This window comes from Deltaproteobacteria bacterium (assembly GCA_016178705.1).
Lineage (GTDB): Bacteria > Desulfobacterota > Binatia > HRBIN30 > JACQVA1 > JACOST01.
In genome coordinates, this window is the sequence record JACOST010000008.1 from 31345 (window position 1) to 54785 (window position 23441).

Annotated in this window: 28 protein-coding genes; 8 read left to right on the plus strand and 20 right to left on the minus strand. The window is 63.9% G+C overall.

Annotated features, from left to right (window positions below):
• Positions 1 to 64: 64 nt before the first annotated feature.
• The 3 genes from HYR72_03440 to HYR72_03450 form a co-directional block, all read right to left on the minus strand.
• Positions 65 to 835 carry an outer membrane lipoprotein-sorting protein gene (locus tag HYR72_03440; protein ID MBI1814008.1) on the minus strand — a complete coding sequence of 257 codons (771 nt, stop codon included), beginning with the start codon at positions 833 to 835 and terminating at the stop codon, positions 65 to 67.
• Positions 836 to 996: 161 nt separating this feature from the next.
• Positions 997 to 1341, minus strand: a complete 345-nt coding sequence (locus HYR72_03445) for a hypothetical protein (protein MBI1814009.1) — start codon at positions 1339 to 1341, stop codon at positions 997 to 999.
• A 191-nt stretch (positions 1342 to 1532) separates the two neighbouring features.
• On the minus strand, positions 1533 to 1970 hold the full coding sequence (locus HYR72_03450) for a pyridoxamine 5'-phosphate oxidase family protein (GenBank protein ID MBI1814010.1): 438 nt from the start codon (positions 1968 to 1970) through the stop codon (positions 1533 to 1535).
• A 184-nt stretch (positions 1971 to 2154) separates the two neighbouring features.
• Here HYR72_03450 and HYR72_03455 point away from each other — a divergent pair, with 184 nt between their 5' ends.
• Both HYR72_03455 and HYR72_03460 read left to right on the plus strand, forming a co-directional pair.
• Positions 2155 to 2595 carry an ester cyclase gene (locus tag HYR72_03455; protein ID MBI1814011.1) on the plus strand — a complete coding sequence of 147 codons (441 nt, stop codon included), beginning with the start codon at positions 2155 to 2157 and terminating at the stop codon, positions 2593 to 2595.
• Between the two features lie 25 nt (positions 2596 to 2620).
• Positions 2621 to 4438: an NAD(P)/FAD-dependent oxidoreductase gene (locus HYR72_03460; GenBank protein MBI1814012.1), complete on the plus strand. Its 1818-nt coding sequence runs from the start codon at positions 2621 to 2623 to the stop codon at positions 4436 to 4438.
• 24 nt (positions 4439 to 4462) lie between these two features.
• Here the strand turns inward: HYR72_03460 and HYR72_03465 are convergent, their stop codons facing one another.
• The 8 genes from HYR72_03465 to HYR72_03500 all read right to left on the minus strand — a co-directional run bounded on the left by HYR72_03465 (position 4463) and on the right by HYR72_03500 (position 10086).
• Complete coding sequence (locus HYR72_03465) at positions 4463 to 4915, minus strand: type II toxin-antitoxin system VapC family toxin (GenBank protein MBI1814013.1); 453 nt, start codon at positions 4913 to 4915, stop codon at positions 4463 to 4465.
• Between the two features lies 1 nt (position 4916).
• Positions 4917 to 5075 carry a hypothetical protein gene (locus tag HYR72_03470; protein ID MBI1814014.1) on the minus strand — a complete coding sequence of 53 codons (159 nt, stop codon included), beginning with the start codon at positions 5073 to 5075 and terminating at the stop codon, positions 4917 to 4919.
• 211 nt (positions 5076 to 5286) lie between these two features.
• Positions 5287 to 5574, minus strand: a complete 288-nt coding sequence (locus tag HYR72_03475; GenBank protein MBI1814015.1) for a hypothetical protein — start codon at positions 5572 to 5574, stop codon at positions 5287 to 5289.
• Positions 5575 to 5718: 144 nt separating this feature from the next.
• On the minus strand, positions 5719 to 6555 hold the full coding sequence (locus tag HYR72_03480; protein MBI1814016.1) for an alpha/beta hydrolase: 837 nt from the start codon (positions 6553 to 6555) through the stop codon (positions 5719 to 5721).
• Between the two features lie 69 nt (positions 6556 to 6624).
• Entirely contained in the window at positions 6625 to 6927 is a 303-nt protein-coding gene (locus HYR72_03485) for a type II toxin-antitoxin system RelE/ParE family toxin (GenBank protein MBI1814017.1), read from the minus strand.
• Positions 6927 to 7220, minus strand: coding sequence for a type II toxin-antitoxin system Phd/YefM family antitoxin (locus HYR72_03490; protein ID MBI1814018.1), 294 nt, complete (start codon positions 7218 to 7220; stop codon positions 6927 to 6929). Before HYR72_03490 ends, HYR72_03485 begins: the two co-directional genes overlap by 1 nt.
• A 272-nt stretch (positions 7221 to 7492) precedes the next feature.
• Positions 7493 to 8611: a S41 family peptidase gene (locus HYR72_03495; protein MBI1814019.1), complete on the minus strand. Its 1119-nt coding sequence runs from the start codon at positions 8609 to 8611 to the stop codon at positions 7493 to 7495.
• A 509-nt stretch (positions 8612 to 9120) separates the two neighbouring features.
• Complete coding sequence (locus HYR72_03500; protein MBI1814020.1) at positions 9121 to 10086, minus strand: DUF4238 domain-containing protein; 966 nt, start codon at positions 10084 to 10086, stop codon at positions 9121 to 9123.
• 103 nt (positions 10087 to 10189) lie between these two features.
• On the opposite strand from HYR72_03500, the gene HYR72_03505 reads away from it, so the two are divergent.
• Positions 10190 to 10348 carry a hypothetical protein gene (locus HYR72_03505; GenBank protein MBI1814021.1) on the plus strand — a complete coding sequence of 53 codons (159 nt, stop codon included), beginning with the start codon at positions 10190 to 10192 and terminating at the stop codon, positions 10346 to 10348.
• 13 nt (positions 10349 to 10361) lie between these two features.
• Here the strand turns inward: HYR72_03505 and HYR72_03510 are convergent, their stop codons facing one another.
• The 3 genes from HYR72_03510 to HYR72_03520 form a co-directional block, all read right to left on the minus strand.
• Entirely contained in the window at positions 10362 to 10823 is a 462-nt protein-coding gene (locus HYR72_03510; GenBank protein MBI1814022.1) for an RES family NAD+ phosphorylase, read from the minus strand.
• Positions 10823 to 11260, minus strand: coding sequence for a DUF2384 domain-containing protein (locus HYR72_03515; protein ID MBI1814023.1), 438 nt, complete (start codon positions 11258 to 11260; stop codon positions 10823 to 10825). The genes HYR72_03510 and HYR72_03515 overlap by 1 nt, the downstream gene beginning before the upstream one ends.
• Before the next feature lie 99 nt (positions 11261 to 11359).
• A complete protein-coding gene (locus tag HYR72_03520; protein ID MBI1814024.1) occupies positions 11360 to 12592 on the minus strand; it encodes a PAS domain-containing protein in 1233 nt (410 codons plus the stop codon).
• A 145-nt stretch (positions 12593 to 12737) separates the two neighbouring features.
• Between HYR72_03520 and HYR72_03525 the strand changes: the two genes are divergently transcribed.
• Positions 12738 to 14438: a PAS domain-containing protein gene (locus HYR72_03525; protein MBI1814025.1), complete on the plus strand. Its 1701-nt coding sequence runs from the start codon at positions 12738 to 12740 to the stop codon at positions 14436 to 14438.
• A 138-nt stretch (positions 14439 to 14576) separates the two neighbouring features.
• On the opposite strand, the gene HYR72_03530 is transcribed toward HYR72_03525, so the two are convergent.
• Both HYR72_03530 and HYR72_03535 read right to left on the minus strand, forming a co-directional pair.
• Positions 14577 to 15854 (minus strand): RNA polymerase subunit sigma-70, encoded by a 1278-nt coding sequence (locus HYR72_03530; GenBank protein ID MBI1814026.1) that lies wholly within the window; start codon positions 15852 to 15854, stop codon positions 14577 to 14579.
• Positions 15855 to 15920: 66 nt separating this feature from the next.
• On the minus strand, positions 15921 to 16256 hold the full coding sequence (locus tag HYR72_03535; protein MBI1814027.1) for a YciI family protein: 336 nt from the start codon (positions 16254 to 16256) through the stop codon (positions 15921 to 15923).
• Between the two features lie 291 nt (positions 16257 to 16547).
• On the opposite strand from HYR72_03535, the gene HYR72_03540 reads away from it, so the two are divergent.
• From HYR72_03540 to HYR72_03555, 4 genes are all read left to right on the plus strand, one after another.
• Positions 16548 to 17663, plus strand: a complete 1116-nt coding sequence (locus HYR72_03540) for an exo-alpha-sialidase (protein MBI1814028.1) — start codon at positions 16548 to 16550, stop codon at positions 17661 to 17663.
• 120 nt (positions 17664 to 17783) lie between these two features.
• Positions 17784 to 18080 (plus strand): MoaD/ThiS family protein, encoded by a 297-nt coding sequence (locus tag HYR72_03545; protein MBI1814029.1) that lies wholly within the window; start codon positions 17784 to 17786, stop codon positions 18078 to 18080.
• A gap of 136 nt (positions 18081 to 18216) precedes the next feature.
• Complete coding sequence (locus tag HYR72_03550) at positions 18217 to 18726, plus strand: DUF1993 domain-containing protein (protein MBI1814030.1); 510 nt, start codon at positions 18217 to 18219, stop codon at positions 18724 to 18726.
• 167 nt (positions 18727 to 18893) lie between these two features.
• Complete coding sequence (locus tag HYR72_03555; GenBank protein ID MBI1814031.1) at positions 18894 to 19577, plus strand: class I SAM-dependent methyltransferase; 684 nt, start codon at positions 18894 to 18896, stop codon at positions 19575 to 19577.
• A 69-nt stretch (positions 19578 to 19646) separates the two neighbouring features.
• On the opposite strand, the gene HYR72_03560 is transcribed toward HYR72_03555, so the two are convergent.
• From HYR72_03560 to HYR72_03575, 4 genes are all read right to left on the minus strand, one after another.
• Complete coding sequence (locus HYR72_03560; protein ID MBI1814032.1) at positions 19647 to 20390, minus strand: glutathione S-transferase family protein; 744 nt, start codon at positions 20388 to 20390, stop codon at positions 19647 to 19649.
• Positions 20391 to 20433: 43 nt separating this feature from the next.
• A complete protein-coding gene (locus HYR72_03565) occupies positions 20434 to 21750 on the minus strand; it encodes a glutathione S-transferase family protein (GenBank protein ID MBI1814033.1) in 1317 nt (438 codons plus the stop codon).
• A 15-nt stretch (positions 21751 to 21765) separates the two neighbouring features.
• Positions 21766 to 22860: a glutathione S-transferase family protein gene (locus HYR72_03570; protein MBI1814034.1), complete on the minus strand. Its 1095-nt coding sequence runs from the start codon at positions 22858 to 22860 to the stop codon at positions 21766 to 21768.
• A 195-nt stretch (positions 22861 to 23055) separates the two neighbouring features.
• Entirely contained in the window at positions 23056 to 23427 is a 372-nt protein-coding gene (locus HYR72_03575; GenBank protein ID MBI1814035.1) for a hypothetical protein, read from the minus strand.
• Positions 23428 to 23441 lie beyond the last annotated feature (14 nt).

The following is a 23441-nucleotide window of genomic DNA, read 5'->3' on the forward strand; positions in this document are numbered from 1 at the left end:
GAAAGATGTAGCGAAGCGTCTTGTTGAACCGGCCCTTCACTCATCGACCTTACGATTCAGGACGCTAGCGAGCCAAGTACTCCGGCGCGAACATCGCATCGGGCAGCTCGACGTTGTACTTCACATCGGTGACTTCCAGACGCGACTCGGTGTGCTCGACCAGATCCTTCATGCGCTGATCGCGCAGCGTCCAGTAGCCGTCGACCTTCTCCACCTTCTCTACTGTCCACACCTTGAGCAGCGTTCCCTTCTCGTCGAGGAAGAGGCGCTTGAGGACCAACGAGTCGGTTGGATCAATGGCCAAGACGGTCTTCGCATAGAGCGCGCTCGCCGGCGCCTTAGGCACGCTCTCGATCAACGTGCAGTGACGGCGGCCAACGTCATCGTGCCCGACGACCGTGTACGTGAAGGCCTGGAGTTGCGGCTCGACGAGATCGGCGACGTAGAAGCTCGATCCGAGAAACGAGTGCTTGCGCACCTCGTCGGCGATCTGGATGACTCGACGCACGTTGGCGATGCGGAGAAATTGTTCCGAGCGCGCGTCCGGATGTTCGAGAAACAAGAAGCGCATCCCTTGCAAATCGATCGGCGCCACGACTTCGAGATAGCTGGCGCGAGTGCCGTCGATGACTTTGCTGCTGAGGCGGACTTCGCGTGGCGCGCCGCGATCGACGGAGACCTTCAGCGTCGCCACGAAGGGCACGCGCGGCAAGGCGTCGAGGGCCGCTTTGACGAGATCACGCGCTTGATCCGCGCCGGCGCGACCCGGAGCGAACAGCACCAGTACGCCGAGCACGGCGACTGGGACGACGGGCAAACGAAGACGGCGAAGCATCTCGCTGCGCCGTGTATCGGATTTCGACCGCAAACACTACGGCGCGATGAGTATCCAATCGCTCTGGAGGCTGCGGAAAAGAGAAGGCGGGCGAGACGCCCGCCCTACCGAAGATTTCGGAAGTTCGAAACAGCCCCGGTGGCGCAGGCGTCCCGCCTGCGCTAGCGCCGACCGCCGCGTCCGCGTTGTTGTGGCCGGTACGACTGCATGCCCTCGCCCTTCTGATGTTCGAGCTTGGTGCTGAAGATGAAACCGGTTTCCGCCCACATCTGATCGCGCGTGCGCTTCAACGCGCTGCGCAGGCGGTTGCGACGCATCAGGTCGGTCTGCGCCGCGATCAGCTCCGCCTCGGCAATCCCGAGCGAGCCGGATCGCTTCTCGCACGACAAGTGCACCATCACCCCCGGGTGATCGGAGTCAGCACGAGGCTCAACCAGCAGCAGGGTCTTCTTGTCGATACCGCGCATCAAAGTGGTTAGCAGATTTTGAATTTCAGACATCGTCATGGGCCGTCCTCCACCGAGGGCGCGTGAGATTCGTCAGACGACCACGCCTCGATAGACGCTGGGAAGGCGACGTGCGCTCGGGTGTCGTAGTCTACAGGGACCACCCGCCAAGTCAAATTTGGTCGCCGCAGGTGCCGCGCCCGAGGCATTGGTGCACGGTTGTCTTCCCTATTTCTAATGATGCGCGGCGCTCAGCCGGGCTTTCCAAAATCCCGGCTAAACCAACGCTCAGGCCGGATGCGAATGACGACTTCGTTCGTGGCGCCATTGGGTCGGGTCGCGTCGAGGTAGCCGTTGGCGACATCCGCGCCTAGATACTTGTGAGTGATCGGCCGCAAGTCACGATCGACGCTAGCGGGCGCGACCGAGACCACGCGGCCTTCGACGCTCACATACTTCGGCGGCAGGTCTTCTGTTTGCACCAAGAACGAGACCGGCGTGCCGGTCGCGATCAGGCGCGCCTTGCGGGTTTCGGGCCGCGTCACGATGACAATCTCGCCGCCGGGCTCATAGACGTACCACAGCGGTGTCGTGAGCGGTGCGCGGCCGGGTCGGCTGACGCTCAAGATGCCCACGTGAATGGCTGCGAGAAACTGTTCGCGCTCCTCGCGCGTCATCGGTGCTGGCACGGCAGTGTCCTTTCTTTGTCGAAGCGCCTCGCAATTTTCGGCGTCTGGCTATCACCGGCAGTTGTCGCGAGCAATTGGCGGCGCAATGCGCGACCCCTCCTTCCGCCGTTGGCGCTTGGAAAGCCTGTCAGCTCGATGCTAAGAGCAGCCGCGGTAACCGACTCGAGAGAGGAGCACTCACGCCATGGCAGAAGCGAGCAGCAACCTGCGCATCCTCGGCAAGTACAGCGCGCGCATGTTGGCGGGAGACTACGACGCCGTGCGCGAGCATTTCGCCGCGGAGTTCGCCAGCCACGTCGCCGAACGCGTCAACCCCGCCGTGATGGGAACCGACATCCGTGCCCACGAGGAGGAGTTCTGGGAGCAGACCCGCCAGGCGTTCCCCGATCGCGAGTTCCACATCAACTTGCTGATCGAATCCGGCGACCTCGTGGTGTCGAACTGGACGCTGACCGGCACGCATAGCGGCGGCAATTACTACGACGTTCCGCCCTCCGGAGAGCGGGTCGCGATCAACGGCACGGCGATCCTTCGCTTCAAAGACAGCAAAGTCGTCGAGCATTGGGGCGGACCGCATTGCATGCGCGGCGTCGGCCTCACTCGCGGCGTCGACCTCAATCGCTGAATAGATCCCGGGCGGTTCTCCTGCAATGACCGAACCTGCACCCGCGCTCGAACCAGCCGACCTCGGATTCGATCCCGACGGGCTACGCGCGAAATATCGCGCCGAGCGCGACAAGCGGCTGCGCGCCGACGGCAACAACCAGTACCTCGAGGTCAAGGGCGCCCTCGCCCACTTTGTGGACGATCCCTACGTCGCGCCGGGATTCACGCGCGCGCCGCTGACGGATGAGGTCGAGGTGGTGGTGATTGGCGGCGGCTTCGGCGGGCTGCTGGCCGCTGCGCGCCTGCGTGAGGCCGGCATCGCGGATGTCCGCATCATCGAGCGGGCCGGCGACTTCGGTGGCACCTGGTACTGGAACCGCTACCCCGGCGCGATGTGCGACGTCGAGTCGTACATCTATCTGCCGTTGCTCGAAGAACTCGACTACGTGCCCAGCGAGAAGTATGCGCGCGCGCCCGAGATCCTGGCCCATAGCCAGGCGATCGGCCGGAAGTATGATCTCTATCGCCGCGCGTGCTTCCAAACCGAAGTGACCGAGATGCGCTGGGACGCCGACAGCGCGCGCTGGATCGTTGCGACGAATCGCGGCGATCGCATGAAGGCGCATTACGTCGTGATGTCGAACGGGCCGCTCAATCGACCCAAGCTGCCCGGCATTCCGGGGATCGAGTCCTTCGCGGGCCACTCGTTCCACACCAGCCGGTGGGACTACGCGTACACCGGCGGCGATTCCACCGGTAACCTGACGGGGCTACGCGGCAAGCGCGTCGGCATCATCGGCACCGGCGCGACGGCGGTGCAGTGCGTGCCGCATCTGGGCGCCGCGGCGGAGCATCTCTACGTCTTCCAACGCACCCCGTCGTCGATCGACGTGCGCGCCAACCACCCCACCGACCCCGAATGGGCGAAGAGCCTGAACTCCGGTTGGCATCAGCAGCGGATGGACAACTTCAACATCCTCGTCAGCGGCGGATTCCAGGAAGAAGATCTGGTCAGCGACGGCTGGACCGACATCATCCGCAAGCTCCTCGTCATGGTGCGAAAGGATGAGGGCGGCGCCGTCTCCCGCGACGGCATCGGGAAGACCATGGAGCTGGCGGACTTCCAGAAGATGGAGCAGGTCCGCGCCCGCGTCGACTCGATTGTCCGCGACCAGCAGACTGCGGAATCGCTCAAGCCCTATTATCGGCAGTTCTGCAAACGACCGTGCTTTCACGACGAGTACCTCGATACATTCAACCGGCCCAACGTCACGCTCGTCGACACCAACGGCAAAGGCGTCGAGCGGGTCACGGCGAAGGGTGTGGTCTTCGACGGCGTGGAGTACGAACTCGATTGCCTGATCTACGCCACCGGCTTCGAAGTCGGGACGGACTACACGCGTCGCGCCGGCTACGAGTTATTCGGGCGAGACGGACTGAGCCTGACTGAAAAATGGGCGAGCGGTGTCGCGACGCTCCACGGCATGCACACGCGCGGCTTCCCGAATTGTTTCATCATGGGGCCGCAGCAGACCGGCTTCACCGTCAACTATCCGCACATGCTGAACGAGCAGAGCAAGCACATCACCTACATCGTCAAGCACACCATCGACAACGGGGTACGCACGGTCGAGGTCTCGGAGGAAGCCGAGAAGGAGTGGGTCGACACCATCATCCAGCTCGCCGTCCTCGCCCAGGAATTTCTGGAGAACTGCACGCCAGGCTACTACAACAACGAAGGCAAGCCAGGCGAGCGCGCCGGTCAGAATGGTTTCTACGGCGGCGGTTCGGTGGAATTCTTCCGCATCCTACACGAGTGGCGCGCCGCGGGCGGGCTCAAGGGGCTTGATCTCGGCGATTGAGGCGCTCGACGACCGCCTGTGATTTCAGCCACGGGGCAGCTGAGCAAGGAAGTCTTCTGGTCTGCGACAAGGTAGAACTGTCGACACTGCGTCGAAATGAGAGTCGTATGTGACGATCGCTTCGCATCCATGGATGGCTGCAGCGACGGCGTGTGGCAAGTCGCTCGAATCGCGCAGCGAAGCAAATCGCGCTGCGTGCCGCCGCCGCTCGACACGGGAGAGGAGCGGAAAGAGTTGCAGCGGCAGCGAGAGAATCTGCACGAGTGCCGCACGCCCATAGGCTGCGCCAACAGAGAAGTCTGGGGCGCTGTTGAGTGCGAATACATGCACCTCGTGCAGCGCGTAGAAGGAAGTGGCCGCGGCGAGTGCGCCGGAAGCAACGTGCGCAAAGAACTCCGCGGTCGGTCGGTAGCGTTCGCGTTCGACAGTTTGGGTCAGTGTGTAGACGAGCAGGACCGACGTGTCGATGTAGAGCACCCTAGCGCGTTCCCGTACGTTTGAGTGGCGGCGTACTCGCCGGCATCTCAAGATCCTCGCCGTTGGCCGTGATCCGCTTGAGGCTCTCCTTGCGCGCGCGGTGCAACAGCTTCGCGACAGACTTGCCGCGTAGGTACTTTCCGAAGTCCTTCAGCTCCATATAGTCATCGTTGCCGACGCCCGGAGAGAAGTCAATTTGCCGGCCTACTACAAACGAAGGCAAGCCGGGAGAGCGTAGCGGTCAGAACGGTTTCTACGGCGGCGGTTCGGTGGAATTCTTCCGCATCCTACACGAGTGGCGCGCCGCGGGTGGGCTGAAGGGTCTTGATCTCGGCTCATAAGGGCGCCGATCTCGATCCGAGGGAAAGAACTCAACGCAAAGTCGCCAAGGCGCAAAGGCGCAAGGCACTCTCTTCACGGCCGTCGGCGTAACGAGGCTCGGCTCGATAGCGGTTCAGATTGACCATGAAGAACTCGCGCCCGTCGTCCGTGCGCGCGAACTCGCTCAGGCGAGCGCGAGCCTCGGGAGCGGGAATCGCGGCCTCCATTCGTGCATCGATCCGTTGCAGCTCGTCGGCGGACAGCGGCGCGCCGCAGCCGCCGTACCAGAAGAGGAACCCGGCATAGAGCAGTCCGAGCGGAAGCCAGACCTTGATCATCGTCGTGAACCTCCTCTGTCGAGTGCGCAACTGAGCAGGAGGCGCCGTGACTCAACCCCTTGCGCCTCTGCGCCTTGGCGACTTTGCGTTGGATGGTTTTCTTCTGGCGCTCCGTCAGCGACCCGTTCTTCCATTTCATCATCATCATCGATCTGACGAACCAAGGAACTCGCCGATCGCACGATTCACGGCATCGGGCTGTTCGAGCGGCGCAAGATGGGTCGCGTCCTTGACGATGTACTTTCGGCTGCCGGGGATAGCCTTCGCGAGCGCGTCCGTGTGTTCGCGCTTGATGTCATCGAACTCACCAGCCATCACGAGCGTCGGTGTTTTGATCTGTGCAAGGTCATCGAGGGTGTAGCTGGGCTGCGATCGCCACATGGCCACGACCTTGCGATAGAAGATCGGCCAGTGCGCGGGATCGGGAGCTACACGCGCGTAGAAGTCGCGCAGGTCCGCGACCTCCGCTGCATCGGGGGACGCATCGGCCGGGGGCAGATGCTCCACCCCGGTCACGTTGTAGTTCGCGCCGATCGCGACGAGACGGCCGACGCGCTCCGGATGACGCATCGCGAGGTCGAGACCGATGATTCCCCCGTCACTCCAGCCGACAATGTCCGCCTTGCCGACCTGCAGGTCATCGAGGAGCTTCAGCATGTCGTCGGCCATCCGCGCATAGCTCAGCGGCTCTTCCCCATCGGTCGAACGCCCATGCCCACGGCTGTCGGGTGCGATGACGAAATGAGACTGCACGAGCGCGCGGATCTGGTAGTGCATGGACTCATGGAACGCGGTGCCACCATGCAGCACCAGCACGGGCGCCCCGGCGCCAAACGTTTCGTAGTAGATGCGAACACCGTTGATCTCCGCATATCGACCACCGTGCGCCGTGCGCGAAACGGCCTTCCAGAGATAGAAAGCCGGAATCCCGAAGGCTAATCGATTGAGCGCACAAAAGCCGCCGCTGGACACCAGCATCACTCCGGCGAGCCCGAGCAGAACACGCTTCGACCTTCTAGTCATGATCTCCGCACATCTCGAGAAGCGCTGTCAACCGGGTTGTTCGCTCGGTTTCCGCTTCGCCGACTGGCTCAATTCGTCGTAGATCACTGCGCGGTGGCCCACAGCAACGATGCGCAGCGCGCGGTGGGCTCGATCCACCTCATAGACGATCCGAAAGCGCCGCACCCGGTACTTCCAGAGGCTGGCAAGTTCTCCGATCAGCGGCGCGCCAATCTGAGGACTCTGTGCAAGCGCGCGGATCGCCTGTTTGACGCTGTGCTTCACGTCCGGCGGAAGACGACGAATGACGTCGCTAACGTGGGGCGGAATGTCCGGCGCGAGCAGACGCATTAGCGGCGGCGCTTCACGCGCGGCCGCACTGACTCACCGAACACCTCGTCGAAGGACAACCCGTGACCGCCCTTGGCGTAGAACGCGCGACTGCGTTGGATCTGGCGCAGCAGGTCGGGATCGGAGAGCACGTCGAGCGTCTCTTTGAATCGCTCGTACTCCGCGTAATTGAGGATCACCGCCGCCGGCGTTCCGTTCCGCGTCACGACAATCTCATCCTCACGTTCGGTAACGCCGTTCAAAAGCGCGGGCAGATGGGTCTTCACAGCAGAGATCGGCAGCGTCTTCGTCATGGCAGTTCCCTATCGACCATAATTCTGGTCTGCTGGACAGTAACGCGACGGCACGGAGGCGTCAACGCCGTCGCGACACGCCGTCGCGACTGGCGACGAACCAAGGCCCCGCGCTCGTGCGCGCCACCGGAGCTTCCTGCCGCTGTCGCCGCGGCGGCGTGGCGCTCTTCGATGGGACCTGGGCGGAAGGGATCGAAGCGCTCCCTCACAACCTCACCGTGTGCGGTCGGCGTCCTCGTCATGGCGGGACTCTTGGCCCGCGATTGTGAGCATCACTGGACGTCGGAACCTGAGAGCAGGCGAAGTGCAGCAGCGACCACCGGGTCCTGGACGGAAGGGAAACCCATCGCGGGGTCGGCATCTATCAACAAATCGGGCTGCACACCGCTATCGAGCGAGGATCCTGTCGGTGAGTAGGTACGAGCAGTTGTTAAACGCAGGGCAGCCTCTCCGATGGGGATGATTGTCTGGACCGTGCCACGACCGAGGGTGCGCGTCCCAACGAGTACCGACCTTTTGTGCGCCTGTAGGGCGGCGGCCACGATCTCGCTGCCGGCAGCGGTTCCCCCGTTGACGAGGATCGCGATCGGGATGTCGCACCACGTGCCTTCCTTTCGGGCGTAGTACTTCTGGTTCTGGCCCTGAGCGCGGCCCTCTGTGTAGACGATGAGGCCCGCATCGAGAAAGACATCGGCAACCCTCACTGCCTGCGAGACGAGGCCCCCGGGGTCGTTTCGCAGGTCCAGCACCAGGCCATCCAACGAACCCTCTTGTTGTAACGAACGGAGCGCGCCTTCGACATCCGTGCCGGTGCGCTCCGAGAACTGGGAGATGCGGATGTAGCCATAGGTTTCTTTGACACGCGAGAACGTTACGCTGCGCAACCGAATCGCTTCTCGCGTGAGGGGTTGGGCCAACACGTCCGAAGAACCCGCATGCTGGACGGTGACCAATACTTGGGTCCCGACCGGACCCCGCAGACGACGGACGGCTTGGACAAGGCTGAGGCCCTCAGTCGACACGTCACCGATCGCAAGCAGTTGGTCACCCGGTCGCAGCCCCGCGCGGGCGGCAGGCGTTTCCTCTATCGGCGATACGATGGTGACCACTCCGTCCCGTATCGTGATCTCAAGCCCAACTCCGCCGAATCGCCCACGTTTGTCCACCTGCAGGTCCTGGTAGACCTCAGGACTCAGATAGACGCTGTTCTGATCTAGCGACGACAACATTCCGCTGATCCCTGCCTCCACCAGTGACTCGCTATCGCTGCGCTTCGCGGTGGCGGGATCGATATCCATTCCCGCGATTGCGCCATCGACTAGCTTGGCGGGATCGACGCGGTCGACATAGTTGTTCACCGTGGCCACGAATGCCGCAGTGAACAATTTCAACTCATCGCTGCTCGACTCGACTTGCCGCTCAGTCACGCGAGTCCCGAGAGCCGTCTGAAAACGGTCGAGTTGGGGACGGAGTGATTCGTCGACGGAAGGTTCCCGGCGTTCCACCGCGGACCCGCTCCTCGATGCGAGCAGCAGCGAACATCCCGCAGGGGAGAGTGCCAGAGCAACAATCAGAGACAAGCAGATGTCTTTAGGACCCGTCACGTTTGTCCGGCCTCTCCGCAGAGCTGAGAACGTTGCCAGTGTAGGAACTCTCCGAGCCTCACCACCGCTCGTTCGTCCTTCGACTCCCACATGTCGCAGGCCGTCGCAACCCGTCAAGCGCGCCGCCGCTGGCGTGGGAAGGCTGCGGGCTCGGGCAGCGAGAGATCGGGGCGAGAGTCTCAGGTCGGTCCGTACGCGGTCACCAGACAATTGCGCAGATGGCACTCGGGAGAGACGGGGCGAGATTGGACGCGCGTTGGAGCTGCCTATTTCCACCTTCAAGGGTTGACCCCGCATTACGCCGGGCTTCCTAGCGGGACCGTTCCGCTCGGTCTCCCGAACACAGCACTGGATTCCGTGACTTTGCCATTCAGTATCAACGCGAAGGTCTCAGTCGCAGAGAACACATGGCGACTTGCGTTTGATGCAGCCCGGTTGTTGAACTCCGCGACACCCTGCTCGGTCAGGTGAACGACCGGTGGAAGTCCTTCCTCAAACACGCCGTAGAGTCCGATCTTGTGGCTCAGCGGGACACACAGCTCCGTGCTCGGCAAGCCGAAGCCTATTGGCGCACGCATTCCCGGCTCCTTCCATCTCAACGTCACCGGATGATCTGAGCACACGAACTCGGGACCGTCAGAAGGTGCGAGGCACAGAGACCACAACCGTCGAGCGAACAGCTTAAGGAGGTTGTCGAAAGCCTGAAGCTCCACCAACTGATTCCCAGCCCGTGGACAGACGATGTCGTACTGACCACCCTTGATGAACCGTCTCGCCTGCTCGTACGATACTTGTAAAGCCGCTTCCGATAGATACCCCGCTTCACGTGCCTGCGCGACGACATGGTCAAAGACCGTCTTCTTGGACACGAGCAACTCGGCAACAAAACGTGCCTGCTGTGCCCTCGCTTGGTTCCACGATTCTCGCATTTGTGGGTTTCGCACCGCGATGAGGACAATGAGGTTGATGATGTTGTCGTAGTCGTCACCCTGCGGAGAAGAGCCAGCGTCGGCGGCTCTGCGAATGGCTGCTGCCGCGTGCCCCTCAAGTTCCGAAAACGCCTGCTCAAGGGCATCCGGGCGCTCTCCCTCGATCTCAATCCGATTGAAATCCCTTTCGACCGCGAGATTTTTCGGAGATGCCACAAAACGTTTGCCGGTTTGGACCTCCAGAACCCAGCAACGCCCGTCGATGGTTCCAGACTTGGTGAACCCGGCGAGATACGCTTGCGGAAGGTAATGGTGCCTTCGTGCCGTTGGCATGGTCGTCAGATGCTACGCCCGATCACAACGAACGCAACCTTCCTCCAAAACCTTGCTCAGCGTTCACGTTCACGTGAAGAGGGTCGCCGCGAAGGATCGTCCGGTGCTCTTCACTGCAATGGCGTTCAGCGACTTGTTGCTCACGCTGGACCGCGCCGACTTCGGCAGCTTTATGCAAACCGGCTTCTACGGGTTGCCGGTGTTGACGCCAGGAGAGTTCCTCCGACGCGAACGCGCGGCGGGACGCCTGCCGCCAGTGTGAACCCGTCGACGGGTCAGCTCACCAAGCGCGGATCGAGGAGAAACGGTATCGATCGCCCAAATCTGAGGCGCCCGAACGCGGGGTGGGCGGGATTGAGCACGTAGTTCAAATCCTCCGGCACGATGGTGCTCGGTACCGCCAGCGCCAGGGCGCGGCCGGACACGAGCCACTCGTCGCCGATCCGCTGCGTCGCCAGCAGCCCGCGTGACGTGCGCCAGTGTCGCGGCAACCGCCCGGCGGCCAGGCGATCGACTAGTTTGGAATCGACATCGAACGTGAACGCGACCAGACGCGGGAGCGGCCGGCCGACGTCGAGATGCACAAGCACCTCCAGCACGGCGAGCGACTTCGTGGCGCTCGCATACACCGCCCGACGACCAGGCGAGTTCCAGCGCCCACCGAAGCGCTGCGCCGCTTTGCCGTCGAATGCCGTGGCCGCGTGCTTGCGTTTCACAACGCGCCACAACTGCGGCATCAGGTGTACACGCCGTGCTCCAGGCGGCCAATGAGATTCTCGACCTCGCGCGCGCCGACTTCCGTCTGCGCGTGATCGAGAGGCGTTTCACCGTCGAGAACGCGGGCGGGTTTGCTCAGCCAAGCGCGCGCCGCATCCTCGTCGCCGTCGTGCAGTTCGGTGGCCAGACGGAACAGCCGCGCCAAGCGCAGCACCCGGTCGCTGTGGCCGGCGTCGAGGCGCTGGCCGCCTTGACGGCGGCGGGAGAGCGTCGCGATCGAGAGGCCGATCCGCGCGGCGAGGTTCTCCACCGTGAGGCCGAGCAGCTTGCGCAGGGCATCCAGCTCAGCGACCGGCAGGCCTGCTTTAACTCGTGCCGCCGCCTCCCCGGCGCGCAGCGGCAGACCCTTGGCATGGGCCTTCACCAGCATCCGGGCGTGGACTGTATGGGCTTTCATATGATTAGTATGAACCTTCCATTTGCAAGGAGCAAGAAGCATCCGTACGCCATGGCCCTGGTGGCGCGCACAGGGGCAACGACACGCTCGCCGCAGTCCTCACTTCGCCGGTGGCGGTACCGATCGGCGCCGGAGCAGATCATCGATGATACGCGCCATCTGGTGGCATGCCTCCTCGGCGCGGCTGAGGGAGCGAGCGGATTCCTCGTTCAGTTGCGGTTCCATCATGCCTACCAGTTCGAGGTAACCGGCGGCGGCGGTCAGCGGATTCTTCAGATCGTGCGCCACGGTCCTCGCGTAGGCGTCGAGCTCGCGAATGAGCCGGGCCCGTTCGGTGACATCGTGCAGCGCAACCAGCCGCCCGATCGTCGCTCGGGTTTCATCCCGAATCCGCAGCGACCTGATCTCGATCACGTGCCCGTCGTGGGCGATCTCGATACTGTCGCCGTCGCCTCGTTCCACCACTTCCCGCACTTGACTCCAGAAGGGGAGCAGCGCAGCCGCCAACGCCCCTTGTGCTCCTTCGTCGCCGAGCAGCAGGCGAGCGGCGGGGTTCGCGTCGATAACGCGCAGCGCCTCGTCCAGCACGATCACCGCGTCACGGTGTTGTTGGAAGAGCAGACTCCGCACCGCAGGCATGACATCGAGCAGGCGGTCGTGAAACGTGACCCAGGCCACAGCGGCGAAGGTCACGAGCAGCGCAAGGGGCGTCAGGTCGATTCCGCGTGTGAGCCGCGATACGACGAACAGGTTCACGATCAGCGGCGCCATCATGCCGAGGCTCAGCAGGACGGTCCGCCGCACGTAGAAGGTTGGCGACCCGATGGTGTGGGCGAAGAGCACGGCAACCCCGCCGAGGATCAGGCCATACGTCAGCGGCAGATGTAGCCAATAGAACGCTGGGCCCGGCACCAGCGCCGGAATTCGGACGAATCCCATATCGGTCCACTCCGACGGTTGCCACATGAGATGATGATACGCATTCGTCGCCATCAACATGATCTCGCCCGCCAGCGCGCCAACGACGGGCGCGCGAACCACCCGCCACCACCGCGTCCGCTGCGCATAGATGCAGGCGAAGCGGAAGAAGCAGACGGTCACACTCAAGATGACGGCCCAGGCCGCGCGACGTGCAAGCTCTTGAACCGGGGGAACGTCGAGGAGAAAGGACAGCGCATCGAGCGAGGTCCATAGCCCACACGACAGCAGGCAGCCGCCGAACCAGATCGCACCCGGTTGACCGCGGTTCTTCCAGAAGTACCACGCCAGCCAAAACGACCCGCCGGTCGCAGCTAGAAGGATCGGCGGGATTGCCTGTGCGAGGTTCAGCATGGAGCTGGTCCCTTTATTCTGCGGCACGGGCAGAAGTGCAAGCGCGACCGCAACGAATGGGCGTCCGAACCAACGGCACTCCGACCCGCCGCCAGCAGCCGCTCGAGAGTTTGTGCAAACCGGCGGCGCCCGATAAGCAGGCTGAATGCTCGAGCAAAAAGTCTACGAGCTGGTGCCGTGGGTGCTTGGGCTCGCCACGATCGGCGCCTTGGTCTTGTCGCTCTACACGTGGGCGCGTCGCCAACAGGCCGGGACGAGCTGGCTGGCGCTCACACTCTTCACCGGGGCTCTCTGGACCGCATTCGACTTGTTCAACTACGTCGTCGATCTCCCGGCCATCGAGGTGATCGTGAAGTGCGCGACATGGCCCTTGATCCTCATGGCCGGCGTTTCGTTCTTCCGCTTCGCCTGCATCCACGCCCGCCGAGAGCACTGGTGGGAGCTGGCGCGTGTCCCGGTGATGGTGGCCATTGTTATCAACCTGCTCCTTATGGTCACCAATCCGTATCATCATCTTTTGTGGCCGGGTGAGCGGTGGCTCACCTTCGGCGACGCGCATGTCCCGTGGCTCGAATCGGGGCCCGCGTTCTTCTGGATTTTCCGCAACACGGCCTGCGCCCTGCCCTTGGCCGGCATGCTCGCGCTGGTGATCAGCGCGGTCGGATCGCCGAGCGTCTACGCGCGGCAAATCGCGGCGCTGGTCACGGGGGCGCTGATCCCCATTTTCGTGAACCTCTTTCTCGTCTCTCCGACGGCTCCCGGAGTTGACCTCACTCCGATCGCAGTGGTCGGGTCCGTGAGCTTGTTCGCACTGTCCACGTTTCGCTTCGGTCTCCTCGACGTCATGCCTGTGGCGCGCAGTCTGCTGCTCGCGCAGCTCGACGACGGAGTCATCGTGCTCGACCCGGCGCTGCGCGTCGTGGATCTCAATCCCGCCGCCGAGCGCCTGCTGGGACTCCAACACGGATGGACACCGGGCCGACCGGCCGAACAGATGCTACCGTTCTGGGGCAGCGTGAAGCAATTGATCGAAACCAGTGACGGCCAGCCAATGGAGACCACGCTCGGTGGCGAGAGCGGAGCGGTCTTGGAGCTCACGTCGTCGATCGTCCACGGGGAAGACGGCGCATCGCGCGGCCGATTGATCGTCGCGCATGATATCACCGCGCGCGCACAGCTCGTCCGCGAGCTCGATGCCTATGCGCAGACGGTCGCGCGCGATCTCAAGAACCCGCTCGCCTCCGTGATCGATGCCATCGACGCGTTTCGCCAGCGCGGCGAGCGCGTCAGCGACACGTCGTCGCTGTACTTGCAGAATGCCGAGCGGGTGTGCGGACAAATGACGGCGACCGTGGACGCCCTTCTTCGCTTCGCGCAACTGCGCACGCTGGATGAAGTCGACGTCGAGGCCATCGACATGGCCAACATAGTCGACTCCGCGCTGCGCCGATTGTCGGCCGCGATCGCCGAGTCGCACGCCGAGATCGAACGTGGCAATCGCTGGCCCGCTGCCGTCAGCCATCCGGTCTGGGTCGAGGAGATCTGGACCAACTACATCTCCAACGCGATCAAATACGGTGGCCAACCGCCGCACGTCGAGCTGGGGGCGTCCGAAGAAGGCGATCGGATGGTGCGTTACTGGGTACGCGACAATGGGCCCGGATTGAGCGAAGAGCAGCGCCGCCAGCTCTTCACCGAGTTCACGCGTCTCGACCCGAAACGATCGGAAGGCCACGGGCTCGGCCTATCGATCGTGCAACGGATCGCGGAGAAGCTCGGCGGTGGCGTGGGTTGCAGCAGCACCATGGGTCAGGGCAGCACATTCTGGTTCACGCTGCCCACCTAGAGCGCCGTGCGTCGTGATCTCACTCACCTGCGCTATTCGCACCTAAGCTTGCCGCCGACGCGCGCGGCCTCTCGTTTCGCTGCGTCAGTGTCGCGGCCAGTGCGCCGGCCGCACCGGTGTGACGGAACTCCGGCCGCCTCACGCTGAGCCGGCTGGGTCCACTGGTCGTTCGCGCCGCTCCGCGCGGCGTCGCTGCAGGAAGCGGCGGACAGCGGGATCGGCTTCCAAGCCGATCGCTCGCTCGTAGGCGGCATCGGCCGCTGCCACGTCGCACGTCTGCGCCAGCAGTCCGGCGCGCGCGGCCCAATAGGGTTGATAGTTGGTGAGTCGCGGATCGTCCGAGACCGTATCGAGCGCCGCGAGACCGGCGGCGGGACCGCGCGTCTCGGCGACCGCGATAGCCCGATTGATCGCCACCACCGGCGAGCCGGTCATCACCAGGAGCGCGTCGTAGATGCGCTCGATAGCGGCCCAGTCTGAGCGGCCGGTGAGCCGGCGGACAACATGGGCCGACTGCACCGCGGCTTCGAGTTGGTAACGACCGGCCCCGGGCAAGGTACTGGCGCGCGCGAGCAGAGCTTCGGCCTCCTCGATCAGCGGTGTGTCCCACATGGTCGGGTCCTGATCCGCGAGCGGCACGTATTCGCCACGCGAGTCGCGCCGTGCGTCGCGCCGCGCTTGCGCATAGAGCATCAGCGAGAGCAGACCCAGCGCCTCGGGCTCGTCCGGCAACAGCGAGGCAACCAGGCGACCCAACCAGATCCCTTCCTCGGCGAGGTTGCGGCGTCGGGTTTCCGTGCCGGCGGGTTCCGACCAGCCTTCGGAAAAGGCGGCATAGATCGCCTCGAGCACAGCGTCTAGCCGCCCACTGAGTTCACTGCGCTCGGGCACGTGAAACGGTATGCCGGCGTGGCGGATCTTATTCTTCGCGCGCACCAATCGCTGGGCCATCGTCGCGGGCGAGACGAGAAACGCCGAGCCGATGGCAGCGGCGTCGAACCCCAGGATGGTCTGCAGAATCAGCGGCGCGCGGATGCCGGCGTCGATCGCCGGGTGGGCACAGGCAAACATCAGCGCGAGTCGCTCGTCGGGCATCCTCGTTTCGCTTCCTGCGGCGGCCTCGATCTCGTCGGCCATCAATCGGAGATGATCGGTCGCGTCTACCCGGCTGCGCCGGCGCCGGGAAGCATCGATCAGCTTGCGCCGCGCTACCGTCATCAGCCACGCCTCGGGAGTATCGGGAACGCCGCTGGCCGGCCAATCGACGAGAGCGGCCGCGAAGGCATCGGACAGCGCATCCTCCGCTCCAGAGACGTCGCCGGTTCGGGCCGCCAGAAAGGCGACGAGCTTGCCGTAGCTTCGCCGCGCTACCGCTTCGGCGGCGTCGCGGGCAGCGCCTTCGTCCGCTCTCGGCATCGCATCACTCCGCTTAACCCGGAGAAGCAGCCGCCTCTTTCTTCCGATAGGATTCAACGAACCGAGTTACCTGGGCCAGACCGGGCGGACTTCGACCTTACCACGACTCGCACTCGGGCAGCGGGCTGCCCACGCAAGGGCGGTGTCGAGATCGGGCACGTCGATGATGTGAAATCCGCCGAGCTGTTCCTTGGCCTCGGCGTAGGGTCCATCAACCACGTGGGTCTTACCGTCGGCCACGCGCACTGTGGTCGCCGTCGACATCGCTCGCAGGCGTTCCCCAATCACATAGATGCCCGCCTTCTTCATCGCTTCGGCGTAGGCGGCACAGGTGGGCATGCGCGTATCCATGTTCGCCACCCGCTCCGCGTCGTCTTCGTAGATCAGCAACATATACTTCATGCAGGTCTCCTTTACTCGCACGCTCCGACGACGGGTTGCTCATCGAACACGTTGTGGCCGCTTGATATCTCCATCCTCGCCGTGGTCCAAGGGCTGGGTACACCAGATACTCGTTCGGGGGAGCCCAGAATCGACAACCGGCGCGGAATTCTTTTCTTGAGTATGTCGATCTGGAGCCGGCCCGTGCGACATCATAGCGGAACCACCCGCAACGGCGCGGGTTGGTGGTGGAGCGATAGCGTGAAGAAGCGGCCGGCGAAGACCGGCGCGAAGCGTAGAAGGGAGTGAAGGATGAGTCGGGTACGGGTACTCGTTGGCACGCGTAAGGGCGCATTCGTCCTCGAGGCGGACGGAAAGCGCGAACGATGGGACGTCAGTGGTCCGCACTTTGCGGGTTGGGAGATCTATCATCTCAAAGGATCACCCGCCGACCCGATGCGGCTGTACGCGTCGCAATGCAGCAGTTGGTTCGGGCAGCTGATCCAGCGCTCCAACGACGGCGGCAAAACCTGGGAGCCGGTGGGCAACCAGTTCGCATACGACGGCGTCACCGGCACGCACCAGTGGTACGACGGCACGGCGCACCCCTGGGAGTTCGCGCGCGTCTGGCATCTCGAACCGTCGCTCGCCGATCCGGATACCGTCTACGCCGGGGTTGAAGACGCCGCGTTGTTTCGCACGATCGACGGCGGCCAGACGTGGCAGGAACTTCCCGGACTGCGGGGCCACGGCTCAGGATCCAAATGGCAACCGGGCGCCGGCGGAATGTGCCTGCACACAGTCTTGCTGGATTCCAGCCATCCCGAACGCATCTTCATCGCCATCTCGGCCGCGGGCGCGTTCCGCAGCGACGACGCCGGCAAGACGTGGCGACCGATCAACCGGGGACTACGGTCCGAACAAATCCCCGATCCGACCGCCGAGGTCGGCCACTGCGTGCACCGCATCGCCATGCACCAATCGCGTCCGAACGTGCTGTTCATGCAGAAGCACTGGGACGTCATGCGCAGCAACGACGCCGGCGAGTCGTGGCAAGAAGTCAGCGGCAACTTGCCGACCGACTTCGGATTCCCGATCGACGTGCACGCGCACGAGCCGGAAACCATCTACGTCGTCCCGATCAAGAGCGACTCGGAGCACTATCCGCCCGAGGGCAAGCTGCGCGTCTACCGCAGCCGCACGGGCGGAAATGAGTGGGAGGCGCTAACGAAAGGACTTCCGCAGCGCGACTGTTACGTCAACGTGTTGCGCGACGCGATGGCCGTCGACTCACTCGATGCGTGCGGCGTGTACTTCGGCACCACTGGCGGGCAGGTGTACGCATCAGCCGATGGCGGAGACAGCTGGGCTCCCATTGTCCGCGATCTCCCGCCCGTGTTGTCCGTCGAGGTCCAGACACTGCGATGATCCCTCGATGTTGCGGTCCCTGGTTTCTGGTCCGTGGTCCACGGTCCATAGTTTTGAGGGCCTGAAGTCATGAACGATCCTCACGAACCAGAAACCAGGAATCAGGGACCGGGGACCAAAGTGATCCGGGTCATGCTCCCGGCACATCTGCGCAAGCTGGCCCGCGTCGATCGCGAGGTGCAGCTCGACGTCGCGGGTGTCGTCACGCAGCGTTCGCTCCTCGACGCACTCGAAGCCCGCTACCCGATGCTGCGCGGAACGATCCGCGACCAGGTCACGCAGCAGCGCCGCCCGTTCGTACGATTCTTCGCCTGCGAGGAGGATCTGTCGCACGAACCACCAGACGCGCCGCTGCCCGACAAGGTCGCAACGGGAGTCGAACCGTTTCTGATCATCGGGGCCATGGCCGGCGGTTAGAGTGCCCCCGGTAGACGGCGCCCAAACTCGCGTGATGAGTCGGGCGCAGTGGCGGGCGACGCTCTGAACGCCTCGGGGGGTGTCGCTTGAGGATACGCAGTGAGCTATCGTCCGGTGCTCACAAAAGGAGGCCCACATGAACCACAACGATGCGATTCGGTCGTTCGCCAAGACGCTGCAGAACCTCGACCAGTGGATGGACAAGGCCGCCGCGTACGCGAAGGCGAAACCGTTCGAGGTCGACGTGCTCGTCCAGGCGCGCCTGGCGCCGGATCAGTTCGCGTTCGTCCAACAGGTGCAGGCCGGCTGCGACCAGGCGAAGTACGCGGCCGCCTACCTGAGCGGCAAGCCGGCGCCGTCCCATCCGGACACGGAGAAGACGTTCGCCGAACTGCGGCAACGGGTCCAGAAGTGCCTCAGCTTCCTCGAAACCGTGCAGGCGAAGGACTTGGTCGGTGCCGAAGAGCGGAAGGTGTCGCCACCGTGGCTCGGCGGCAAGTGGCTGCGCGGCGACGACTACCTCGTGCACGTCGCGCTGCCGAACTTCTTCTTCCATGCGACGATGGCGTACGCGATCCTGCGTCACAACGGCGTCGTCCTCGGCAAGATGGACTACATCGGCTCGCTGCCGACGAAGGAAGGCTGAGAACGGCGTATCGCGTATCGCGTATCGCCTTGATCGGGACGATCTACGATCCGCGACAAGGGATACGCGCGAGGCGTCTCGCCGCGTCTGAGGTGAAGCCTCGTTAGGTTTTCGAAGATCGCGTTGGGGCGGTCGAGTCCGGCGCGTTCAGGAGAGGAGCCACACCGATGGGACTGGTGAACGATCCGCGTCTCGAAGCGCTGCTCGACCGCCTGCACGCGCTGAGCACAGGACAAAACGAAACGGTCGTGTCCTACTTCATGAAGAAGGCCCAAGAGGGCACGCTTGACTGGAGCGGATTTGACGAGGACACGCACCGGTTCATGAGCGACAAGTTCATCGCGCTCGATCGCGACAAGGCGGAACTCTGCTACCAGCTCTGCCGTGCGCTCCGCGCGAAGCGAATCGTCGAAGCAGGAACCTCGTTCGGTGTCTCTAGCCTCTACCTCGCCGCCGCCGTACGCGACAACGTGCACGACGACGGCGGTGCGGGGTTGGTGATCGGTACCGAGCACGAGCCGCAAAAGGCGAAGATCGCGCGTGGCCATTTCGCCGAGGCGGGACTGTCGGACTGGATCGATCTCCGCGAAGGCGACTTACGCCAGACGCTGAAGGATGTCGGCGGCCCCGTCGACTTCATGTTGATCGACATCTGGACGCCGATGGCCCGCCCCGCACTCGAACTCGTCGCGCCCGCGTTGCGCCCGGGTGCGATCATCGTGTGCGACAACACCACGCAATTTCGAGACGCGTATCGCGAGTACTTCGAGTTCGTCAACGACCCGAAGAACAGTCTGCGCACGGTGACCCTCCCGTTCGAGGGGGGCTTCGAACTCACCGTACGTCAGTGAGACCAGCGCGCCTCGGCTTGCCGCCGTTGAAAGAGTGCAGCACCCTTCGAGACGGCGCTTCGCGCCTCCTCAGGGCGAACTGGAAAGCGACGGCGCATCCAGTTCGGGGTAGTGGCGGAAGATGCCCATTTGGTTGAAGGGCTGGCGCCGCTTCGATTTGAGGTACGCCGCGATGCGAGGTCTCGCCGCCACGCGATCGCGCAGCGCGATCACGCGCGGAACCTTCGGCTCGAGTCGCGCCATTGCATTCGGAAACGCGTAGCGCAGCCCCTCGACGATCTGGAATGCTGACAGATCGACGTACGTGCGATCGGACCCAACGAGCCAGTGCCCGCCGCTCTTTCGATTGCGCGCCAGCACCTTCTCCAACCACCCGAGGTACTTCGGCATCCGCTCCTTCACGAACGTTCGCGCGCGTCGATTCGCCGCGCCCTTCTGGTCTTCGTAGTAGAGGCTGCCGGCGATCGGATGATGGGTGTCGTGGATCTCATCGACGAAGTCCGCCAACGTAAGCTGGATCTGACTCGCCTCTGCACGGAGCGCCGCGTCGGCTGGTACCCGCCCGAGCCGCGGTGCGAGGTAGGCGAGGATGTTCGCGGTCTGCGCTACGACGACCGGGCCGACTTTCACGAACGGTGGCGCAAACGGCAACGCACCCGGCTCCCCGCCTTCAATGAAGCGTATCATGGATTGCAGTCCGTTCTTCCGCTCGCGCGCAACGTCGATGTAGGCGGCGCCCGCGTCCTCGAGCGACAGACGCACGAACTCACCGCGTCCTTGAATGCCGGGCCAATAGTAGAGCTCGATCGGGATTCCGCGTTTCGTCATCGTCACCTCGCTTCCTGGCGCGATTCTATCAGAACCTGGCCATCGGAGCGGACGGCCGTGGGTGTTGCGTCGACACCATCAAGCCGTCGCGGTCAAGCCCGTGCGCTGCGGGGAGCAGGGTTTCGAGCCGTGCCCGATCGTTCATGCCGAGTGCGTCCCACTCCGCGCGCAGGTCGCGCCAGACGCGCACTTGGAACGTCTTGGCGACGCTGCGGAACGGCCGGCCAAGCAGGGTGCCGTCGTAGAGCGCGCGACCGGCGTTGAACGCCGCTTCATTGAAGCGCGTCTCGCCGGCTGCCCGATGGCGCTGCCAAGCGGTGTGGTTCTGCCGCATCAAGGGCACGAACGTCCGGCAGATCCAATCGAGCAGCGGCGCGAGCGCGCCATCGACGAACAGCTCGCCATCCCGCCGATGTTCGTGGAAGTCGCCCTGCGCGATACGATCGATCCACGCTTGCGTCGCCGGTGCATCGCGCGAGATCCACGCGCGGGCGCTGGGATCGCTGCGGTTCATGCCGAGTTGTCCGTAGAGACTGGCATCCGCAAGTGTGAAGCGCGCGCCGAAGAGATACGGCTGGTGCGACAACACCGGCTCGATCGTCGTCAGCAACTCCGAAAACGCCTGCTCCAACAGGTCGTGCGTCGGCGGGACACCGGCACGTGTGGGTGGGCGCAAGCGTACCGGCAGATCGTCGTAGCGTCCAGCATCGGCCGGCGCCACACTGAAGAGATAAGGGAGACGGCGCACCTGCCGCGCCGGAAAGAAGTGGCCGACCAGCGGAGCGAGCGGACCCAACCGCGGCCGCATCTCGCGCGCTAAGCGCGCACCGGCATCGTTGTCGCGCGCCGACACCACCCAGCGGTTGTGATGGACGAGGTAGAGCCCTACTTCGTCGAGCGCTTCGTCGATGAGACGTATCGCGAAGCGGAGCGCCGGATCCGTTGTCGGGAGCAGCGGAGCGTACTCGATCGAGTTCGCGTGTCGCCGGTCGAGCCAGAGTGCGATCGCGGAGGAGTCGTAGAGGTTCTCTCCGGCGGGGCCGAACAAGAACGGCACCAGCGGGAACTCGTCGAGTTCCGTCGTCCGTGGCCAGGTGAGAGGAAGGCGACCAGCGACGACTCGGCGGCGACGACGATCGAGGCGGAATGCGTCGAAGAAGTTGCCTGACGCGGGCAGCCACCGAAACGTAACACGAGCGAACCGCAGGAGCGCCTCGACCTTGAGCGCAAACGGCGACAGCTCCGAGCCCCACAGAACCCAACGGTCGTCGGCCTGCATCAGAAGATCATCCCCATGGCGCACGGTGGCGTATCCATGAATCACACGGTCGGTCCTGATCGACACGCTTCTCGTCGGACTTCAGAAGACGTTGATGCCGTGCGCGAACGGTGCGCGCCCCTCGGGGTCGTGTCCCGAATCCGGATCGACCACGCGCCAGAGCGGCTCCCAACAGCCGTGTCGCTCGAGCAGCGCGCGGGCTTCGCGGCGCGCTGCCTCAGCGAGCGCGTTGCAGTGAACACGAAGTCGCTCCAAGCACCACACGCGGTACCGCGACGTGGGCAAGTCTTGGTAGGGCACACTTTGTATCGTGACGTCGAAGCGACGCTGCTTCGCCTTCCACGCTTCCGCGTTGGCGCAGAGGTAGGGCAAGTACGCCGAACCGATCTCGTCGAGGATCGGACCCCATTCGTTCGGGATGCCGTTCGACAGCGCTCCGCGCGTACGGCTGGCGCGCGCGTTCCACACCCGCGCCACCCACTCCCACACGGCCGGCGCGCGGGACCGCATGATCGCCGACGGGGTCGGGTCGAGACCGAAGTGACGAAACATGGAAGCGAAGAATCCGAAGTCGGCCAGCGTGGGCCGCTCGCCGAATAGAAACGGGCGCGTGGCGAGAATGGCTTCGAGGTGCGCCAAGGTTTTCAGATACACGTCCTCCACGTGCGAGCGCGTGCAGGCCGTCACGCCGTCCCCACGCACATAGCCGCGCTGCTGCCGCAGACGAATGGCCAATCGTTTCAGCGGGCCAGGCAGCGGAAGATCCGCGAGTATCTCGTCGACAATCTTCCGGCTCAAGAGGAGCGCATCGCCGCGGTAGCTCCAACGGTAGTGCAGCGCCGGTCGCCACAGCCATTCGTCGGCGTAGTCTTCGAGCAGACGACTCACGAAGCCTTGCAGCGGATCCCGCGGAATGACGGCCGGCTCAGGCCACTGTGTCTCCAACCAGTCGATGATCGGCGTCGTGTCCGTGATCCAACGTCCGTCGGGCAACTCGACCGCCGGCATCTGCGCCACACCCGTCTCTTTGGGGATGATGCGTTGCCAATGGCGTCGCGTCGTCGCGATGCGCTCGTAGGGAATTTCCTTGTAGCGCAGGTACCCTTCGAGCTTGCCCGTGAAGTACGATATCTCGGAGCCGTACACGCGCAGTGGACGAGCGGGGTCGCTGTTCATTGGCCCTCGATAGGAAATGAGGAACCACAGAGGCACCGACGACACAGGGGCTTGCCACAGGGAGTCAAGTGGATAGCGGCTTCCGTACGCAACGTCATCGGAAATGATACTCTTCTCGCCTGATCAATAACTCTCAGATCTGGCTCTCTGTGTTCTCTGTGCCTCTGTGGTGAATTCCCTTCTTCGGATCCGCAGTTAACTCTCCACTCGTCGGGTCGCGGCGAGCAGAAACAGACTCGCGACGATCTCCACCACGATGAATGCAGTGGCGAACGCCGCCCCGTGAACCGCCCACGCCATGGTACGACACAACGCCGCGCTACCCAGGAAACCGGCAGGGAAATGGAGCACGCGAGCGTGGCCGCGACGCGTCCCGACCAGGATACTGACGCCAAGCGTCATGAAGAACGCGGCGAAGTCGCCGAACTGCGTGCTGCGCGCGAGGCCATCGAGAGCGGGCATGCCGAGGGTGGCGGCGGCTCGGCCCGGAACGACGAGCCAGCCGACACCTTGCAACGTGAAACCGGCACCCATCACGATCGTGGCGATTCGGAGTGTTGAGCGCATCACGTTTTGTGCCT

Coding starts and splice junctions, on each gene's coding strand:
- HYR72_03440 (MBI1814008.1), bottom strand. CDS start 835: ATGCTTCGCCGTCTTCGTTTGCCCGTCGTCCCAGTCGCCGTGCTCGGC.
- HYR72_03445 (MBI1814009.1), bottom strand. CDS start 1,341: ATGACGATGTCTGAAATTCAAAATCTGCTAACCACTTTGATGCGCGGT.
- HYR72_03455 (MBI1814011.1), top strand. CDS start 2,155: ATGGCAGAAGCGAGCAGCAACCTGCGCATCCTCGGCAAGTACAGCGCG.
- HYR72_03460 (MBI1814012.1), top strand. CDS start 2,621: ATGACCGAACCTGCACCCGCGCTCGAACCAGCCGACCTCGGATTCGAT.
- HYR72_03470 (MBI1814014.1), bottom strand. CDS start 5,075: ATGGAGCTGAAGGACTTCGGAAAGTACCTACGCGGCAAGTCTGTCGCG.
- HYR72_03475 (MBI1814015.1), bottom strand. CDS start 5,574: ATGATCAAGGTCTGGCTTCCGCTCGGACTGCTCTATGCCGGGTTCCTC.
- HYR72_03485 (MBI1814017.1), bottom strand. CDS start 6,927: ATGCGTCTGCTCGCGCCGGACATTCCGCCCCACGTTAGCGACGTCATT.
- HYR72_03490 (MBI1814018.1), bottom strand. CDS start 7,220: ATGACGAAGACGCTGCCGATCTCTGCTGTGAAGACCCATCTGCCCGCG.
- HYR72_03500 (MBI1814020.1), bottom strand. CDS start 10,086: ATGCCAACGGCACGAAGGCACCATTACCTTCCGCAAGCGTATCTCGCC.
- HYR72_03510 (MBI1814022.1), bottom strand. CDS start 10,823: ATGCCGCAGTTGTGGCGCGTTGTGAAACGCAAGCACGCGGCCACGGCA.
- HYR72_03515 (MBI1814023.1), bottom strand. CDS start 11,260: ATGAAAGCCCATACAGTCCACGCCCGGATGCTGGTGAAGGCCCATGCC.
- HYR72_03520 (MBI1814024.1), bottom strand. CDS start 12,592: ATGCTGAACCTCGCACAGGCAATCCCGCCGATCCTTCTAGCTGCGACC.
- HYR72_03525 (MBI1814025.1), top strand. CDS start 12,738: ATGCTCGAGCAAAAAGTCTACGAGCTGGTGCCGTGGGTGCTTGGGCTC.
- HYR72_03530 (MBI1814026.1), bottom strand. CDS start 15,854: ATGCCGAGAGCGGACGAAGGCGCTGCCCGCGACGCCGCCGAAGCGGTA.
- HYR72_03535 (MBI1814027.1), bottom strand. CDS start 16,256: ATGAAGTATATGTTGCTGATCTACGAAGACGACGCGGAGCGGGTGGCG.
- HYR72_03540 (MBI1814028.1), top strand. CDS start 16,548: ATGAGTCGGGTACGGGTACTCGTTGGCACGCGTAAGGGCGCATTCGTC.
- HYR72_03550 (MBI1814030.1), top strand. CDS start 18,217: ATGAACCACAACGATGCGATTCGGTCGTTCGCCAAGACGCTGCAGAAC.
- HYR72_03555 (MBI1814031.1), top strand. CDS start 18,894: ATGGGACTGGTGAACGATCCGCGTCTCGAAGCGCTGCTCGACCGCCTG.
- HYR72_03570 (MBI1814034.1), bottom strand. CDS start 22,860: ATGAACAGCGACCCCGCTCGTCCACTGCGCGTGTACGGCTCCGAGATA.
- HYR72_03575 (MBI1814035.1), bottom strand. CDS start 23,427: ATGCGCTCAACACTCCGAATCGCCACGATCGTGATGGGTGCCGGTTTC.